The sequence below is a fragment of the Pseudoalteromonas sp. SR45-1 genome, assembly GCF_014163655.1.
Classification (GTDB): domain Bacteria; phylum Pseudomonadota; class Gammaproteobacteria; order Enterobacterales; family Alteromonadaceae; genus Pseudoalteromonas; species Pseudoalteromonas distincta.
In genome coordinates this window covers 35,508-51,301 of sequence record NZ_JACJDR010000010.1, presented here as the reverse complement: position 1 = coordinate 51,301, position 15,794 = coordinate 35,508, and the positions used below count along the sequence as shown (strand labels likewise).

At 39.2% G+C, this 15,794-nt stretch carries 17 protein-coding genes; 12 read left to right on the top strand and 5 right to left on the bottom strand.

What is annotated here, in order from left to right:
• Positions 1–43: 43 nt before the first annotated feature.
• Complete coding sequence (locus H5089_RS11695) at positions 44–232, bottom strand: hypothetical protein (protein WP_024596569.1); 189 nt, start codon at positions 230–232, stop codon at positions 44–46.
• A gap of 446 nt (positions 233–678) precedes the next feature.
• On the opposite strand from H5089_RS11695, the gene H5089_RS11690 reads away from it, so the two are divergent.
• The gene (locus tag H5089_RS11690; protein ID WP_002958908.1) at positions 679–918 is read left to right on the top strand and encodes a helix-turn-helix domain-containing protein; all 240 of its coding nucleotides are present in this window, start codon (positions 679–681) and stop codon (positions 916–918) included.
• 70 nt (positions 919–988) lie between these two features.
• Here H5089_RS11690 and H5089_RS11685 read toward each other — a convergent pair whose 3' ends face one another.
• From H5089_RS11685 to H5089_RS11670, 4 genes are read right to left on the bottom strand one after another with little or no spacing between them, the layout of a single operon-like run.
• Positions 989–2,368: an AmpG family muropeptide MFS transporter gene (locus H5089_RS11685; protein WP_182712249.1), complete on the bottom strand. Its 1,380-nt coding sequence runs from the start codon at positions 2,366–2,368 to the stop codon at positions 989–991.
• Positions 2,369–2,417: 49 nt separating this feature from the next.
• The gene (locus H5089_RS11680) at positions 2,418–3,038 is read right to left on the bottom strand and encodes a peptidylprolyl isomerase (RefSeq protein ID WP_002958906.1); all 621 of its coding nucleotides are present in this window, start codon (positions 3,036–3,038) and stop codon (positions 2,418–2,420) included.
• Between the two features lie 2 nt (positions 3,039–3,040).
• A complete protein-coding gene (locus H5089_RS11675) occupies positions 3,041–3,601 on the bottom strand; it encodes a YajG family lipoprotein (protein WP_024596567.1) in 561 nt (186 codons plus the stop codon).
• Positions 3,602–4,744: a methyltransferase gene (locus H5089_RS11670; protein ID WP_024604970.1), complete on the bottom strand. Its 1,143-nt coding sequence runs from the start codon at positions 4,742–4,744 to the stop codon at positions 3,602–3,604.
• A 42-nt stretch (positions 4,745–4,786) separates the two neighbouring features.
• Here H5089_RS11670 and H5089_RS11665 point away from each other — a divergent pair, with 42 nt between their 5' ends.
• From H5089_RS11665 to nqrM, 11 genes are all read left to right on the top strand, one after another.
• Positions 4,787–5,398: an alpha-ketoglutarate-dependent dioxygenase AlkB gene (locus tag H5089_RS11665; RefSeq protein WP_024596565.1), complete on the top strand. Its 612-nt coding sequence runs from the start codon at positions 4,787–4,789 to the stop codon at positions 5,396–5,398.
• Between the two features lie 61 nt (positions 5,399–5,459).
• Positions 5,460–5,771, top strand: a complete 312-nt coding sequence (locus tag H5089_RS11660; RefSeq protein ID WP_024596564.1) for a BolA family transcriptional regulator — start codon at positions 5,460–5,462, stop codon at positions 5,769–5,771.
• Between the two features lie 113 nt (positions 5,772–5,884).
• On the top strand, positions 5,885–7,078 hold the full coding sequence (gene fabV, locus H5089_RS11655; RefSeq protein ID WP_024596563.1) for an enoyl-ACP reductase FabV: 1,194 nt from the start codon (positions 5,885–5,887) through the stop codon (positions 7,076–7,078).
• Positions 7,079–7,706: 628 nt separating this feature from the next.
• Positions 7,707–9,050 carry a Na(+)-translocating NADH-quinone reductase subunit A gene (locus H5089_RS11650; protein ID WP_024596562.1) on the top strand — a complete coding sequence of 448 codons (1,344 nt, stop codon included), beginning with the start codon at positions 7,707–7,709 and terminating at the stop codon, positions 9,048–9,050.
• Positions 9,051–9,054: 4 nt separating this feature from the next.
• Positions 9,055–10,257, top strand: a complete 1,203-nt coding sequence (locus H5089_RS11645) for an NADH:ubiquinone reductase (Na(+)-transporting) subunit B (RefSeq protein WP_002958899.1) — start codon at positions 9,055–9,057, stop codon at positions 10,255–10,257.
• Positions 10,250–11,002, top strand: coding sequence for a Na(+)-translocating NADH-quinone reductase subunit C (locus tag H5089_RS11640; protein ID WP_002958898.1), 753 nt, complete (start codon positions 10,250–10,252; stop codon positions 11,000–11,002). Before H5089_RS11645 ends, H5089_RS11640 begins: the two co-directional genes overlap by 8 nt.
• Positions 11,002–11,634, top strand: a complete 633-nt coding sequence (locus H5089_RS11635; protein ID WP_002958897.1) for an NADH:ubiquinone reductase (Na(+)-transporting) subunit D — start codon at positions 11,002–11,004, stop codon at positions 11,632–11,634. Before H5089_RS11640 ends, H5089_RS11635 begins: the two co-directional genes overlap by 1 nt.
• Before the next feature lie 10 nt (positions 11,635–11,644).
• Entirely contained in the window at positions 11,645–12,253 is a 609-nt protein-coding gene (nqrE, locus tag H5089_RS11630) for an NADH:ubiquinone reductase (Na(+)-transporting) subunit E (RefSeq protein WP_002958896.1), read from the top strand.
• Between the two features lie 18 nt (positions 12,254–12,271).
• Positions 12,272–13,501, top strand: coding sequence for an NADH:ubiquinone reductase (Na(+)-transporting) subunit F (gene nqrF / locus H5089_RS11625; RefSeq protein ID WP_002958895.1), 1,230 nt, complete (start codon positions 12,272–12,274; stop codon positions 13,499–13,501).
• Between the two features lie 109 nt (positions 13,502–13,610).
• Positions 13,611–14,642: an FAD:protein FMN transferase gene (locus tag H5089_RS11620; RefSeq protein ID WP_182712248.1), complete on the top strand. Its 1,032-nt coding sequence runs from the start codon at positions 13,611–13,613 to the stop codon at positions 14,640–14,642.
• A 101-nt stretch (positions 14,643–14,743) separates the two neighbouring features.
• Positions 14,744–14,956 carry a (Na+)-NQR maturation NqrM gene (nqrM, locus tag H5089_RS11615; RefSeq protein ID WP_007376137.1) on the top strand — a complete coding sequence of 71 codons (213 nt, stop codon included), beginning with the start codon at positions 14,744–14,746 and terminating at the stop codon, positions 14,954–14,956.
• Positions 14,957–15,794: the final 838 nt, after the last annotated feature.

The following is a 15,794-nucleotide window of genomic DNA, read 5'->3' as shown; positions in this document are numbered from 1 at the left end:
AACGCTAAATAGAATAAAGCCGCTTTTGCGGCTTTTTTAATGCCTATAAATCAGTTGGTGCGTATTCGGTAATTTGCATTATCAATACAAAAAAGCCGAGTACAAAGGCTGAAAACGCTAAAATATACATAAAGCCTTTTTTACCTTGTTTAATTGGTACGCCGTTGTGGCGCAAAAAAAAGTACCAACCTAAACACAACACGATAGGTAATAAAAAAAGAAGTCTGAACATTACTTGGCCTTTTTAGTGCAAATTATTGCTTAATAATAAACGTGTAACATTAAAAAGGAACAAATATGTTATAAATATTTTTAAGCTGTTTTATGAAGGTAATATTATTTTTTTAATGTTTTCTGATAACTTAGGTCAAATATTCAGTGTTTATAAATGTTCGTTCAGGTTGATTTTGTACCGAGTATGTAATTAATTATTTAACCAAAGTGTTAATAGTATATAATGTATCCAAGAATGAGACGGGCAAAATTTCATTCTCAATAAAAACAAATCTTTACCATATTATTAGCGTAGTTTTTAGCTGTGTTGGTGGAGTGAGTAGCAACACATGCTTTATTAAGCAATAGCTTGCTATTGAAAGTATGACTGCTTACCTGCCTACGGCTATTGATGGAAACTACTGCTTTAATGGGTACGTCAAATCATCTAGTAGGAGATGTAAAATGATGGGCAAAACAGTTTCTTCTGAAGAAAATGCAAAGCTAACAAAGTGGCTTAAAACTAAGCGCCATGAAAAGGGTCATACAATGCGAAGCCTAGCACAAGTGCTTGGAACGCCTCATTCATTTATCGGCAAGATTGAAAATCAAGAACGCCGTTTAGATGTCATTGAGTTTGTTCGCTATTGTACAGCTCTAGAAGTTGATCCACATGAAGCACTTAGCTTGCTAAAAGTAGATTAACTCAATAATTGCTTAGTACACTTTAAGGGGCACTTGATAGTGCTAAGCAATATGTTAATGCAGGGATGCATTAAATATTTTTGTGGTAATTCTTCTCAAGCTCATACAACTTATACCTAATCAGATATAAAAATATCAACGAAGGTAAAACCATTAAGGCTGTTAAAATAAAGAACAGCGACCAATTTCCCATTAACCAATCATCAATTACTACACCACTGTAGCTTGAAAGCAATGTTCGTCCTAAATTCCCTAATGACGCCAGTAATGCATAGTGCGTTGCACTAAATGCTCTATCGCATAACATCGATATAAAGGCCACCATAGCGACCAACGACCACGCTTGCGTAAAGCCATCAATAACAATAGCAAAGGCATACAGCCTTAGGTCAGGGCCAACTAAAGCAATCCACGAAAAGGCTAAGTTTGAAGCAGCCATTGCAATACCACTTACAAATAAACCCTTAACAATGCCATATTTTTGATTAAATAAACTGCCAACAAAGGTAAATATGATTGTAAGTACCGCTGTACCTACCTTCGAAAATGTAGCTATATCGCTATTACTAAAACCAATTTCTTTATAAAACACAATCGACATGCGCCCTAAAAACGCTTCGCCTATTTTAAATAAGAAAATAAACGCAAGTAATGCTAGTGCTGTTTTAACGCCATTTTTAGTAAAAAAAGCTCTAAAGGGATCAATAACGGTTACCGCAAGCCACGCAACAGTTTTTGTTAAAGGAGTTTGTTTTGTAGAGGACAGTTTTTCAAGATACACACGCTCAAGTTCAGCATGTACTGCTTCGCGGTTAGTTTCGGGCTCTTTTGCAAACAGTGCTCCACTCATTAACAGCAGCATTACGGCAGCTAAAAAGTAATAAATTTGTGGCCAGTCGAGCGAGGGTATATCGGCCATGTAAAATGGAATGGCGCCTAAAAGTGCATAACCTGTCCACCAACCCGAAGTTGCCATTGCGGCTGCAGCGGTTGCTTTGTGTGATTCGCTTTCGCTTAGGGTGTCTATTCTAAAGGCATCAATAGCAATGTCTTGAGTAGCTGAAGCAATGGCGATTAATAAACAAATCGCAGCAACAATTGCCAAATTAGCTTTTAAATCAAGCCCTGCTAATAGCAAGGTGCCAATAAAAATAAAACTTTGGCAAAATAGTATCCAACTGCGACGCTGGCCTAGCCATTTATATAAAATAGGAAGTTTTGTACGGTCAATGAGTGGTGACCACAAAAAGTTTATGCTGTAAGCGCCAAATACAATGCCAAATAGGCCTATCATACTGCGACTTAGCCCTTCATCTTTTAGCCAAGCAGACATAACAGAGCCAATTAAAACCCACGGAAAACCGCTACTCATACCAAATATGAAAATGTGGATTAAGCGTTTGTCTTTAAAGTAAGAAAAATATTCGCTAATAGAGAGAGATTTGCTCATAGGGCCTTCATTGGCTTTGATGCAGAGCAGCTAAGCTGCTCTTAAAAAATTACAGTGGGACTTGTTCAAGCACTTTAATATTTAAGATGACAACAGGTTTTTTAGGTACGAAATCGTAGCCAATTTTTTCATTAAAACCGGTTTCAACAGTCATAATTTTATCAAGCGTGTCGTAACCATCCATTACGCTACCAAATACTGCAAAGCCCCAATCTTTCCCTGGATTTAAGTGATCGTTATTATCCATATTAAAAAAGAATTGGCGAGTTCCTGAGTGCGGTTGTCTATCTTGATAGGCCATAGCAATGCTATACATATCGTTTTTTAAACCGTTACCGCTTTCATTAAAAATAGGGTCATTTTCATGTAGGCCATCATAGTCTTTATCGTAACCGCCACCTTGAATAACAAAGTCGCGATCATTTTCTACATCGCGCTCAATACGGTGAAAAACGCTGCCTTGATAACTTTTGTCTGACACGTAAGTTAAAAAATTATTGACTGTGATGGGCGCTTTAGAGCGATCTAGCTCAACCACGATGCTACCCATTGACGTTACAATTTCTACGCGTGGAAAAATGTTGTCCTTTTGCACAAAGCGGCCTTCTTGGGCTGCTAAGCTACTTACACTAAAAAATAGGCCTAAGCAGATTAAAAAAAGTCGTTTCATAGTTAACCTTCTAAAAATTCTATTAATTCAGGGTCAGATACAATGCGGGTAATAACTTGCTCAGTCAACTTATTGAGTTGACCTTCTATTTTTGCTTGCTCATGACTAAATGGGCCTTCTAAATTAGCACTACCTCTATACACTTTACTAAAGTTACTTGAGGCGCGAATAACACGCACGCCAAGTTCTATGTGGGCTTCGCTGGTATGGCTCACTAGCTTTTCGGTTACAACAGCTTGCAATGCATGAATATCTACTTCAAAGCGAACCGTTGCTAAGTTAGAAATACTGGCTCCATTGCGGCTTAGGGCGCTGTCTAACACACTTTTAATAGAGCTGGTAATACCTTGGCTTGCAAAGGTTTTAGTTTTGTCTGACTCAATAAGTTTAAGTGTTGATGTATCGCCACGTAAATCAATTACACTAGTACTTAAGCTACTATTTATAGTGCTAATTTGACCATTTTTATAAACTGGGTTAAGTATTACTTGGCTAGGCTGATTCGCGCAGCCAGCAAGTATCAGTAATACACAATACCCAATTATAATGTTTGTTAATTTCATTTATAGCATTCCACTATTTTTTGTTGCACTTAAAACGACAAACTTTTTGTTTGAACCTAGCAACTTACAGTTGCCAAACATACGGTTTAATTTATCATGATAATCTAAATGACGATTACCAATAATACGCAGCTCGCCGCCTTCTTTTAAAGTATCTTTTGCTTGTTTAAACATTTGCCAAGCAATATGGTCGGTAACGGCCTGAGCTTGGTGAAATGGAGGGTTACAAAGCACCATATCTACACTGTCTCTTTCAAAGCCTGTTAAACAGTCGTTTTCGATGAACTCGCAGTTATCAAACTTATCGCCTAGGTTAATTTCTACATTTAACCGAGCCGACTCTACTGCCATGTAAGACTCATCAACAAAAGTAACTGATGCATTAGGGCAACGAGCAAGCGTCATTAATCCAACAACCCCGTTACCACAGCCTAAATCAATAATGCTTTTAGCTTTTGGTGTTTCTGGTAAGTAGTTAAAAAAGAAGCGTGCACCAATATCTAACGAATCACGCGAAAACACATTTGCATGGTTTGTTATATTAAACTCAGTACCTTCAAGCTCCCACGTTACAGGGAAATCTGCTGCTTTATATCCGCCTTTAGCTGTACTTAATATAAGGCGGGATTTTTTAACTGCTAGGCTAGTTTTTGTTTCACCAATAAATTGCTCAAATGATTTTATTGTTGAGTTATGAATTTCTTTTGTTTTACCTGCAGCAATTACTGGCGTACCAGGTGCAAGGACTTCACTGAGCTCACTTAACTGAAACTGTAAAAAACCTACATTACGAGGGATTTTAATAAGTACTAAATCAACATCCTGCGGTAATGCAGACAAACTATCTAATTGTGTGAAATCTGCTGTAGGCAGTTTGTTTTCTTGTAAGTTATAAGCCGCAGCTTGGTGGCTAATATAAGAATCGTTAACTGAACAAACCGTTAACTTATTAAAATAACAAGCAAGTGCACCAAAGCTATCGTTTAAAATAAGCAATGAGCGACAATCAGGGTGATGTTCGTTAACATAATTGATAAGGTACTCATCTGCCGAATCCCACGCTTGTAAGCTGCGGTTTTTTTGATCCAAAGGAAAGCGTTCAAGAGTAAAGGTTTTATCGCCTAGCTGGGCTTGCGTCGTCATAATGGTTCGTTGATCAGTAATCTAATGTAGGTAAATTCTAACATGCAACGGCAAAACGCCAACCCCCAACAGTTACCAAATGGCTTTTCTTATCAAAGTAGGGCACTTAGTGCACAAAAAAGCCTCGATCTATTTTATTATTTGCAAAAAAACCTACGTTGGCAGCAACCCGATGTAACTGTTTATGGTAAAACGGGGCCTATTCCACGGCTACAATGCTTCATGAGCGATTTAAATATTGAATACGGCTATTCAAGTAGTAAGCAAATAGTAGAGCCATGGGATGAATTGTTACTTAATATGAGAAGGCGTTTAGAGGCGCACTTAAATCAGCCTCTAAACTCATTACTCGTTAATTATTACCGAGATGGTAATGATACGATGGGCTGGCACAGTGATGATGAAATAGAGCTTGGTGATAAACCAACAATTGTGTGTGTCTCGCTAGGAGCTGATCGGGTTCTAAAGTTAAAGCACAAGGCGAGCAATAAAGTAACCGACTTAAAATTACAAAGTGGCAGCTGTTTAATAATGAATGGACATAGCCAGCGAGATTATCAACATGCAATACCTAAACAAACAACGCTTGCACATCCTCGAATAAGTTTAACTTACCGATTTATTAAGGACATTAAACAAAAGCAATTTAGTTAGCCAAGCGCTGCGTTAAATTGTTATAGTAAGTGTATAAATTAGCTAATTAAAACGGTCTTTTATGTCAATGCAGCAACAGATCCAAGAAAAAATAAGCAACGCTATTGCGTGTAAACATTTAAACGTAATTAACGAAAGCCATATGCACAGTGCGGGCACTGAATCACACTTTAAAGTAATAGTGGTTAGCGAAGGTTTTACAGGTAAACGTTTATTGCAGCGCCATCGTGAAATTAATGAAATTCTAAAAGATGAATTAGCAAATCATATTCATGCACTCGCAATTCATACATATACACCCGATGAGTATACAGAGCAGGGCGGCGAGGCACCTGATTCACCTAATTGTATGGGCGGCTCTAAATTAGCTTAAATAATTAATAGCGATTTGATTGTTACACTTGTGGTTAACTGATCAGATCAGTGTTTTTAGTATTAGCCTTTAAACTAGCGCTAATTTTTATTGTAAAAGATATAGGATGATCAATGGTCATTAAGCCTAAAATTCGTGGATTTATCTGCACAAACGCACATCCAGCTGGTTGTGCAGAGCATGTTCAAGAACAAATTAACTATGTAAAACAACAAGGCGCATTAAAAAATGCACCAAAAAATGTATTAGTTATTGGCGCATCAACAGGCTACGGCTTGGCTTCGCGCATTACAGCAGCGTTTGGTGGTGGTGCTAAAACATTAGGTATTTTCTTTGAAAAAGAAGGTACAGAACGCAAAACAGGCTCTGCTGGTTGGTACAATACCGCTGCTTTTCAAGATGCAGCAGACGAAGCAGGCCTTTGGTCTAAAAATATTAATGGCGATGCGTTTTCTAACGAAATTAAACAAAAAGCAATCGACACTATTAAAGCAGATTTGGGCAAAGTAGATTGTATTATTTACAGCTTAGCGTCTCCTCGTCGTACAGACCCAAATACGGGCGAAGTTTACTCATCTACGCTTAAACCAATTGGCAGTGCCGTTACTACTAAAAACTTAAATACATCAAAGCGTGAAATTGATGAAATTACTGTTGAAGCTGCAAACCAAGACGATATCGACAACACCATTAAAGTAATGGGCGGTGAAGATTGGGAAATGTGGATTGACGCATTAAAAGAAGCGGATGTATTAGCCGATAACTTTAAAACGACTGCGTACACTTATATTGGTAAAGAGCTAACATGGCCAATATACGGACACGCTACTATTGGTAAGGCTAAAGAAGATCTAGACCGTGCAACCGCTGCTATTAAAGAATCAACAAAAGATTTAAATGGTGAGGCATATGTTTCATCACTTAATGCTGTGGTAACGCAAGCAAGTTCTGCTATTCCTATTATGCCGTTATATATCTCTGCTTTATTTAAAGTTATGAAAGCAGATGGCACATACGAAGGCACTATTGAGCAAATTCACGCTTTATTTAGTGAAAACTTGTATGGTGAGTCTCCTCGCTTTGACGACGGTGGACATTTATTCCAAAACTACAAAGAGCTAGAAGACGATGTACAAGCTCGCGTGCAAGCTGTTTGGGATAAAGTAGATACGAGCAGCATTGATGAGCTAACAGATTATGTTGGTTACCATAATGAGTTTTTACGCTTATTTGGTTTTGGTATAGATAGTGTTGACTACGATCAAGATGTAGATTCAGTTAAGCCAATTGCCAATATGATTGACTAACAGAACTTAGGGCCTGTTTATCTTTCGAGGTTAAATTTGCAGCAGCCTGTTTGGTATTTAGGCAAGACAGAGCCTATGTAGTGTGGTTATTCCCCATAAATGGGCGATGACGTGGAATAAATGCCAAACATGCGCTGCCCAAAGGGTTCTGCCTAGGGGCTATTTACTCTTTGTTGCTTGGTTTTTACTTAGCCCACTAGGTTACAAACCTCACGCCGCGATTAAATAGCCCCTAGATTGAACAAATTTTAATCCTGAAAGGTCAACAGGCCCTAGTTATAAAAGCCGCTATCGCGGCTTTTTTTGTATTATGCGATTTGTTGAATTTACGATGAAATCAGGAATGATAATTGCTTAGGCTACCACTTTGGTCTAGCTTGATTTTTATTTAATTCACTTAACAAAACTAAATAAGTGTTTCTGTCGTATAATTTTCATAAATACACTCGCATAGTCATCTAAAATGATGTTAAAATCTCGACAATATGTGATGAGTTTTACTACGTTGCTTGTTTGATATCTCTAGCAAGCTGCTCTTTTGTACCTTGATATAACTTGGAATAACTCAAATGGCGACGTGGTTGATACGATTTTTCAGTTTCTTTCCTTTAATGTAATGCAAGTGCGTATGATCAACATAAAAAAAGGTCTGGATTTACCCTTAGAGGGCGCGCCACAGCAAGTTATACATGACGGTTCTGCTGTCAAACGTGTAGCTGTGCTTGGCGAAGAGTTTATCGGTATGCGTCCAACCATGCATGTTCGTGTGGATGACCAAGTCAAAAAAGGCCAGGTACTTTTTGAAGATAAAAAGAACCCAGGCGTCCTATTTACTGCTCCAGCTTCTGGTACAGTAAAAGAAATAAATCGTGGTGCTAAACGTGTGCTGCAATCTGTTGTTATTGAAGTAGCAGGCAGTGAGCAAATCACCTTTGACTCTTTCAAAGCAGACGAGCTTCCGAGCTTAGAGCGCGAAAAAGCCAAAGAAGTACTTATCCAGTCTGGTCAATGGACAGCACTTCGTGTTCGCCCATTCAGCAAAGTAGCGGCTGTGGATGCAAATCCTAGTTCTATTTTTGTGACCGCAATCGACACAAACCCATTAGCTGCAGATCCTGCAGTAATTATTGCAGAAAATGCGCAAGCATTTGAAGCGGGTCTTGCAGTTGTTTCGCGTTTGACCGATGGCAAAGTATTTGTGTGTAAAAAAGCAGGCAGCCAAGTTCCTAGCTCATCTATAGCTCAAGTAGAAGTACATGAGTTTGGTGGTGTGCATCCGGCTGGCCTCGTTGGCACTCATATCCATCATCTTGATGCAGTTTCTGTTAGCAAACAAGTTTGGCATATTGGTTACCAAGACGTTATTGCGTATGGTCACTTATTCCTTACTGGTGAAATTTACACAAATCGTGTTATTTCGCTTGCAGGTCCTCGCGTTAAAAACCCACGTTTAGTGAAAACACAATTAGGTGCTTCATTGGATGATTTAGTGGCTGGTGAGTTAGAAGACGGAGATAACCGCGTTATTTCTGGTTCTGTTCTATCGGGTTCTATTTCAAACGGTGTTCATGCATTCTTAGGTCGTTACCACGTTCAAGTATCTGTTTTACTTGAAGGTCGCGAAAAAGAATTGTTTGGCTGGATTGCACCAGGTAGTGATAAATTCTCTGTAACGCGTACATTCCTTTCTCACCTTGCACCAAGTCGTTTATTTAAAATGACAACGTCAACAGGTGGTTCAAAACGTGCCATGGTACCAATTGGTAGCTACGAGCGCGTAATGCCGTTAGATATTTTGCCTACTCTATTATTACGTGACTTAATTGCACGTGATTTAGACAGTGCAATTTCATTGGGCGCGCTTGAACTTGATGAAGAAGATTTAGCGTTATGTACCTTCGTTTGTCCAGGCAAATACGAGTATGGTTCTATCCTACGCGATTGCTTAACTACGATCGAGAAGGAAGGCTAGAGAGATGGGTTTAAAAAAATATCTAGAAGATATCGAGCCGAATTTTGAAGCCGGTGGTAAATATGAAAAGTTTTATGCACTGTATGAAGCAGCTGCAACTATTTTTTATACACCAGGCTACGTAAATAAAGGCGCGACACACGTACGCGATAACATCGACCTAAAACGTATGATGATTTTAGTGTGGATGGCGACGTTCCCAGCTATGTTTTTTGGTATGTTCAATATCGGTCATCAGGCCGCTGGTGCTTTAGCACAAGGTTTTGAACTAGCAAACACGTGGCAAGTTGGTTTGTTCCAGTTATTCGGTGGCGAGTTAACCGCTGATGCAGGCTGGGGCGCTAAGATGTTCTATGGAGCATGTTTCTTCTTACCTATCTACGCTGTAACATTTGCAGTAGGTGGTTTCTGGGAAGTTATATTTGCTTCAGTGCGTAAGCATGAAATTAACGAAGGTTTCTTCGTTACTTCTGTATTATTCGCACTTATTTTGCCAGCAACTATTCCTTTATGGCAAGTTGCGTTAGGTATTACGTTTGGTGTAGTAATCGCTAAAGAAATCTTTGGTGGTACTGGCCGTAACTTCTTAAACCCTGCTTTAGCCGGTCGTGCATTTTTATTCTTTGCATACCCAGCTCAAATCTCAGGTGACACAGTATGGACAGCAGTAGATTCTTTCTCTGGTGCAACTATGCTAGGCCAAGCATTTGCTGGCACACTTGACTTTGCAAACATGGAATTATGGTGGAATGCGTTTTATGGTTTCATTCAAGGTTCTGTAGGTGAAACATCTACACTTGCATTATTAGTAGGTGGTTTGTTCTTAATTTACGTTCGTATCGCTTCTTGGCGCATCGTACTAGGTGTATTCCTAGGTATGGTAGCAACTGCATTTTTATTAAATGCTGTTGGCTCAGAAACTAACCCTGTATTTGCAATGCCTTGGTATTGGCATTTCGTACTTGGTGGCTTTGCGTTTGGTATGTTCTTTATGGCTACTGACCCTGTATCAGCTGCATTTACTGACAAAGGTAAATTAGCATATGGTCTACTAATTGGCTTTATGGTGGTTATGATACGTGTTGTGAATCCTGCTTTCCCAGAAGGCATGATGCTAGCAATCTTATTTGCTAACTTGTTCGCTCCACTGTTCGATCACTTTGTAGTGCAGGCTAATATTAAGCGGAGGTTGGCACGTAATGTCTAGTAATAACGAATCAATCGGCAAAACGTTATCAGTTGTTGTAGCACTATGTTTAGTGTGTGCAATCATTGTATCGTTTGCTTCTGTACAGCTTCGTCCTTTACAGCAAGCTAATAAAAACAAAGATATTCAAAGCAATATCTTAGCTGCTGCGGGCATCGACAAAGTTGAAAATGTTCTTGAAACATTTGATGCAAAAATCGAAGCGCGCGTTGTAAACATGACTACAGGTGAGTTTGTAGATACAGACCCAACAATCTTTGACTTTGAAAAAAGCAAATATGATGCAGCGCTAAGTGTTTCTCTTCAAGAGAAAGGCGTTAAAGATATTGCTGGTATTCAACGTGTGACTAAAGAGTCACCGGTGTATATCTCTAAAAAAGAAGATGGCTCAGTTGATGCAATCATTCTTCCTATCCAAGGCTACGGCTTATGGGGCTTGATGTACGGTTTTATCTCGCTTGAAAGCGATGGTGAAACAGTTAAGGGCATTATCTTTTACAAGCATAATGAAACCCCAGGTCTTGGTGGCGAAATCCAAAATCCACAGTGGACTGCTACATGGGAAGGTAAAGAACTTCCAATTCAAATTGTTAAAGGTACTGCGGGCAATGATGAGCATAAGATCGATGGTCTTTCAGGTGCTACATTAACGTCTAACGGTGTTGATCATGCAGTTGACTTTTGGACTGGCGAAAATGGCTTTGGCCCTTTCCTTGCGAAAGTACGTAAAGGAGCATTGAAATAATGGCTGATACTAAAGAAATGAAGGCGGTCCTATTTGGCCCGGTTTTAGCTAACAACCCAATCGCACTACAAGTACTTGGTATTTGTTCTGCGCTAGCGGTAACGTCTAGCTTAAAAAATGCGTTAATTATGTCAATCGCATTGACACTTGTAACTGCGTTTTCGAGCTTCTTTATCTCGCTTATTCGTAACCAGATCCCATCATCTGTACGTATCATCGTACAAATGACAATTATCGCATCATTGGTAATCGTTGTTGACCAAGTATTACAGGCATTTTCTTATGCTACTGCAAAAGAGCTTTCTGTATTCGTTGGTCTAATCATTACTAACTGTATCGTAATGGGTCGTGCTGAAGCATACGCGATGAAGTCGCCACCACTTATGTCATTCCTTGACGGTATTGGTAACGGCTTAGGTTACTCTGTAGTACTACTTACTGTTGGTTTCATTCGTGAGCTATTTGGTAAGGGTTCACTATTCGGTGTTGATATTATCCCATTAGTACAAGATGGCGGTTGGTATCAGCCTATGGGTCTATTGATCTTACCACCGAGTGCATTCTTCATCATTGGTTTATTCATATGGGTACTGCGTACTTATAAGAAAGACCAAGTAGAAGCTAAAGCGTAAGGGGCAAATAGTGGAACATTATATTAGTTTATTTGTAAAAGCCGTTTTTATTGAGAACTTAGCGTTGTCATTCTTCTTAGGCATGTGTACTTTTTTAGCGGTATCTAAAAAAGTAACTACATCAATTGGCCTAGGTATAGCGGTTATAGTTGTATTGGGTATTTCTGTACCTGTAAACAACTTGGTTTATCATGCGGTACTTGCACCTGGTTCACTAACTTGGTTAGGTTACCCAGATGCAGATCTTAGCTTTTTACGTTTCTTAACTTTCATTGGTGTTATTGCAGCACTTGTGCAAATTCTTGAAATGGCGTTAGATAAGTTTTTCCCTGCACTATACAACGCGTTAGGTATCTTCTTACCACTTATCACAGTTAACTGTGCAATATTTGGTGCGGTATCATTCATGGTTGAGCGTAACTATAACTTCGGCGAGTCTGTTGTTTATGGTATTGGCGCTGGTGTTGGTTGGGCACTTGCAATTACATTACTTGCAGGTATCCGTGAGAAACTGAAATACTCAGACGTACCTGACGGCTTACGTGGTTTAGGTATTACCTTCATCACTGTTGGTTTAATGGGACTTGGCTTTATGTCATTCTCTGGTATTTCACTGTAAAGGTAGCGAGGATAAATCATGGATTATCAGATTTTCTTAGGCGTTGGTGTTTTTATCGCTATCGTTGTACTACTGGTTTTAGTCATCATTGGTGCTAAATCTCAGTTAGTTGCAAGTGGCGATATTATCATCGGCATTAATGGCGACCCAGATAAAGCCATTAAAACATCAGCAGGTAGTAAGCTTTTAGGCGCACTATCTGAGTCAGGTATATTTGTATCATCTGCTTGTGGTGGCGGTGGCTCTTGTGGTCAGTGTCGTGTACACATTAAAGAAGGTGGTGGTGATATTCTGCCAACTGAGCTTGATCACATATCTAAAGGTGAAGCCCGTGAAGGCTGTCGTTTAGCGTGTCAGGTAAATGTTAAAAATGACATGGAAATTGAACTTGAAGAGTCAATTTTCGGTGTTAAGAAGTGGGATTGTGAAGTTATCTCTAATGATAACAAAGCAACGTTCATCAAAGAACTTAAGCTGCAAATTCCAGATGGCGAGTCAGTGCCGTTTCGTGCGGGTGGTTACATCCAAATCGAAGCTCCACCTCACCATGTTAAATATGCAGATTTCGATGTTCCTGAAGAGTATCGTGGCGACTGGAACCATTTTGGTTTCTTCGATCTGGAGTCAAAAGTAGACGAAGAAACAATTCGTGCTTACTCAATGGCTAACTACCCAGAAGAAGAAGGCATCATTATGCTTAACGTGCGTATTGCTGCTCCACCTCCAAGAAACCTTAGCTTGCCATGTGGTAAAATGTCTTCGTACATTTGGTCACTTAAAGAAGGCGACAAGGTAACTATTTCGGGCCCATTTGGTGAGTTCTTTGCTAAAGACACTGACGCAGAAATGGTATTTGTTGGTGGTGGTGCTGGTATGGCGCCAATGCGTTCTCATATCTTTGACCAACTTAAACGTTTGAACTCTAAACGTAAGATGAGTTTTTGGTATGGTGCACGTTCTGAGCGTGAAATGTTCTACGTAGAAGATTTTGACGGCCTAGCCGCTGAAAATCCTAACTTCGTATGGCATACAGCACTTTCAGATCCACAGCCTGAAGATAACTGGGAAGGCTATACTGGCTTTATCCATAACGTGTTATTTGAGAACTATCTTAAAGATCACGAAGCGCCTGAAGATTGTGAGTACTACATGTGTGGTCCTCCAATGATGAATGCGGCAGTTATTACTATGCTTAAAGATTTAGGTGTTGAAGACGAAAATATCTTACTAGATGACTTCGGTGGCTAACACTAATACCAAAACAGTTTAGTTTTGGTTAAAATACCAGCCTCGTAGGACTTGTGTTACGAGGCTTTTTTTATTCTTTAATTTTATCAATCTATTAAGTAGAGCTGTTATGAATCGAGTAAGTACTTCACAGGGCATAATGGCCTTTTTACTAATTACACTGACTGTATTATTGTCTGGGTGTGGTGAAAAGCCAGAGTTAAAAGAAACCTTTTTAGAAGGTAAGACTATGGGTACCACTTATCATATTAAATATTATGATGAGCAAGCCCAGCTATCGGCTTCACAACTACAGCTGCAAATAGACGCTGTTTTAAAAGATGTGAACCAATCTATGTCTACTTACATAGAAGACTCTGAAATAAATACATTTAACAGATTACCTGCAAATCAAGTCATGCCAATTAGCGAAGATTTTAGGGCTGTTATAAGCGAGTCTATTCGCTTGGGTGAATCGACTAAAACACTCGACGTAACAATGGGGCCTTTAATTGATTTATGGGGCTTTGGGCCTGATAAAAAACCAACTAATCGCCCAAGTGATGAAGAGCTTGCAAGTATGGTTGAAAAAATAGGCATTGATAAACTTATCTTAAATGAGCAAGGACTGGCTAAAACAGTTAATGGACTGGAGCTTTCTTTTTCGGCAACAGCTAAGGGCTATGGTATTGATAAAGTTGCCCAGTTATTAGAAAGCCACGACATTACTAATTACATGGTTGAGATTGGTGGTGAGCTGCGTATAGCAGGTGAAAAGCCAAATAATCAGGATTGGAAAATCGCGATTGAGCAACCAGATGCGCAACCTGGAGAGCGTAAGGTACACCGTGTCTTATCGCCAGGTACAAGTGGTATAGCGACATCGGGTGATTACCGTATTTTTTATAAAATGGATGGCGAGATCTATACCCACTTAATTGATCCAGCAACAGGTATGCCTATTAAGCACGACTTAGTGTCGGTAACTGTGCTTCATCCAAGCGCTATGACGGCAGATGGTTTAGCGACGGCACTTACTGTAATGGGGATGCAAAAAGCGCAAGCTTATGCTGAACAACATGATTTACCGGTTTATTTAATAGGTAAATCAAAAGAGGGTTTAATTACCTACTCAAGCCCAGCATTTAAGTCTTATTTATAGTATGGTGCTGACTTGTTTATTTCCGTGTTATTTGGGTATATAATAGCAGTCGCTCAAAAATATTTGAGTTTAATTTATTGCTGATCAATAGGGGCTAAGCAATGTCACTTTTTCTTCTTACTTTTGGCTTACTAATTTTGATAGTTTCGGCTATGGCCGTTGGTATGATCGTGCAAAAAAAATCTATGGCAAGCAGCTGTGGTGGTTTAGGTTCGGTTGGTATTGATAAAGCCTGTGATTGCGATGATCCATGTGATAAACGCAAAAACCGTTTAGCAAAAGAGCAAGCCTGGAAAGAAAACCAAATTATTTAAGCCTGTCTTAAATATTAAAAAGCGCTTTATAGCGCTTTTTTTGTGCCTGTAAAACGCCTTCGCATCATAGCTTCCAAAGCAATCCAATCTAAATGTATTAGACAAAGGTATATAGTTTAGTTTTTTTCACCTATTAGGTTTATTTTTCTCGTTTGTCAAATTGGAGCTAACACTCTAAAGTTTAACCATAGACAAAGAGCAAGGCTCTCGTCATAAGCTTGAGGCATAAGTTAGCCTCGCTTAAAAGAATCTTTATATTGTGTGTGAAGATGTTGTCAGTGTGAAAGGCAACTCAAGTTTGGTGGTGACTGAGTTTGAGTTGTTTTTATTCCCTACAATTGCCACGCAGTGTAAGCCAAGAATCTTTATATTGTGTGTGAAGATGTTGTCAGTGTGAAAGGCAACTCAAGTTTGGTGGTGACTGAGTTTGAGTTGTTTTTATTCCCTACAATTGCCACGCAGTGTAAGCCAAGAATCTTTATATTGTGTGTGAAGATGTTGTCAGTGTGAAAGGCAACTCAAGTTCGGTGGATTCACTTCCATAAAGAACGAGTTTGAGTTGTTTTTATTCCCTACAATTGCCACGTAATGTAAACCAAGAATCTTTATATTGTGTGTGAAGATGTTGTCAGTGTGAAAGGCAACTCAAGTTCAGTGGTGACTGAGTTTGAGTTGTTTTTATTCCCTACAATTGCCACGCAGTGTAAACCAAAAATCTTTATATTGTGTGTGAAGATGTTGTCAGTGTGAAAGGCAACTCAAGTTCGGTGGATTCACTTCCATAAAGAACGAGTTTGAGTTGTTTTTATTCCCTACAATTGCCACGTAATGTAAACCA

Excerpts from the sequence above, each read along its gene's own strand:
- H5089_RS11695 (WP_024596569.1), bottom strand. The coding sequence starts at position 232 with ATGTTCAGACTTCTTTTTTTATTACCTATCGTGTTGTGTTTAGGTTGG.
- H5089_RS11690 (WP_002958908.1), top strand. The coding sequence starts at position 679 with ATGATGGGCAAAACAGTTTCTTCTGAAGAAAATGCAAAGCTAACAAAG.
- H5089_RS11685 (WP_182712249.1), bottom strand. The coding sequence starts at position 2,368 with ATGAGCAAATCTCTCTCTATTAGCGAATATTTTTCTTACTTTAAAGAC.
- H5089_RS11680 (WP_002958906.1), bottom strand. The coding sequence starts at position 3,038 with ATGAAACGACTTTTTTTAATCTGCTTAGGCCTATTTTTTAGTGTAAGT.
- H5089_RS11675 (WP_024596567.1), bottom strand. The coding sequence starts at position 3,601 with ATGAAATTAACAAACATTATAATTGGGTATTGTGTATTACTGATACTT.
- H5089_RS11670 (WP_024604970.1), bottom strand. The coding sequence starts at position 4,744 with ATGACGACGCAAGCCCAGCTAGGCGATAAAACCTTTACTCTTGAACGC.
- H5089_RS11665 (WP_024596565.1), top strand. The coding sequence starts at position 4,787 with ATGCAACGGCAAAACGCCAACCCCCAACAGTTACCAAATGGCTTTTCT.
- H5089_RS11660 (WP_024596564.1), top strand. The coding sequence starts at position 5,460 with ATGTCAATGCAGCAACAGATCCAAGAAAAAATAAGCAACGCTATTGCG.
- fabV (WP_024596563.1), top strand. The coding sequence starts at position 5,885 with ATGGTCATTAAGCCTAAAATTCGTGGATTTATCTGCACAAACGCACAT.
- H5089_RS11650 (WP_024596562.1), top strand. The coding sequence starts at position 7,707 with ATGATCAACATAAAAAAAGGTCTGGATTTACCCTTAGAGGGCGCGCCA.
- H5089_RS11645 (WP_002958899.1), top strand. The coding sequence starts at position 9,055 with ATGGGTTTAAAAAAATATCTAGAAGATATCGAGCCGAATTTTGAAGCC.
- H5089_RS11640 (WP_002958898.1), top strand. The coding sequence starts at position 10,250 with ATGTCTAGTAATAACGAATCAATCGGCAAAACGTTATCAGTTGTTGTA.
- H5089_RS11635 (WP_002958897.1), top strand. The coding sequence starts at position 11,002 with ATGGCTGATACTAAAGAAATGAAGGCGGTCCTATTTGGCCCGGTTTTA.
- nqrF (WP_002958895.1), top strand. The coding sequence starts at position 12,272 with ATGGATTATCAGATTTTCTTAGGCGTTGGTGTTTTTATCGCTATCGTT.
- H5089_RS11620 (WP_182712248.1), top strand. The coding sequence starts at position 13,611 with ATGAATCGAGTAAGTACTTCACAGGGCATAATGGCCTTTTTACTAATT.
- nqrM (WP_007376137.1), top strand. The coding sequence starts at position 14,744 with ATGTCACTTTTTCTTCTTACTTTTGGCTTACTAATTTTGATAGTTTCG.